The 366-nt window shown below is 69.4% G+C and carries 1 protein-coding gene; it reads right to left on the bottom strand.

Going from position 1 to position 366, the window contains the following annotated elements; all coding sequences use genetic code 11:
- A partial coding sequence (locus EJ903_RS26575) for a transposase (RefSeq protein WP_148105337.1) occupies nt 1-366 on the bottom strand: 366 nt, incomplete at both ends.

The raw sequence follows: 366 nt of genomic DNA, 5'->3' as shown, positions 1-366 counted from the left end.
CCTCCCGGGTCAGCCGCTGCCTGGGCGCTTCCACGATGGAGGCGTCGACGATCTGGCCGCCCAGCGCGAAATAGCCGCGCTCCTTCAGGTCCGCGTCGAAGCGGGCGAACAGCCCCTCCATCGCCCCAGCCGTCACCAACGCCTCGCGGAACAGCCAGATCGTCGTGCGGTCCGGAACCCGGTCGCCCAGCCCCAGACCGAGGAACCGCATGAACGACAGCCGGTCGCGCTCCTGATACTCCGCCTGCTCGTCCGACAGACCGTACAGCGCCTGGAGCACCAGGATCTTGAACATCATCACCGCGTCCAGCGGCGGCCGACCGCCCCGGGAACGATCCTTGCGCCCCAAGGCCGCGTCAAGCGTCG

This window comes from Azospirillum griseum, from assembly GCF_003966125.1.
Lineage (GTDB): Bacteria > Pseudomonadota > Alphaproteobacteria > Azospirillales > Azospirillaceae > Azospirillum > Azospirillum griseum.
This window is presented reverse-complemented; position numbering and strand designations above follow the sequence as displayed.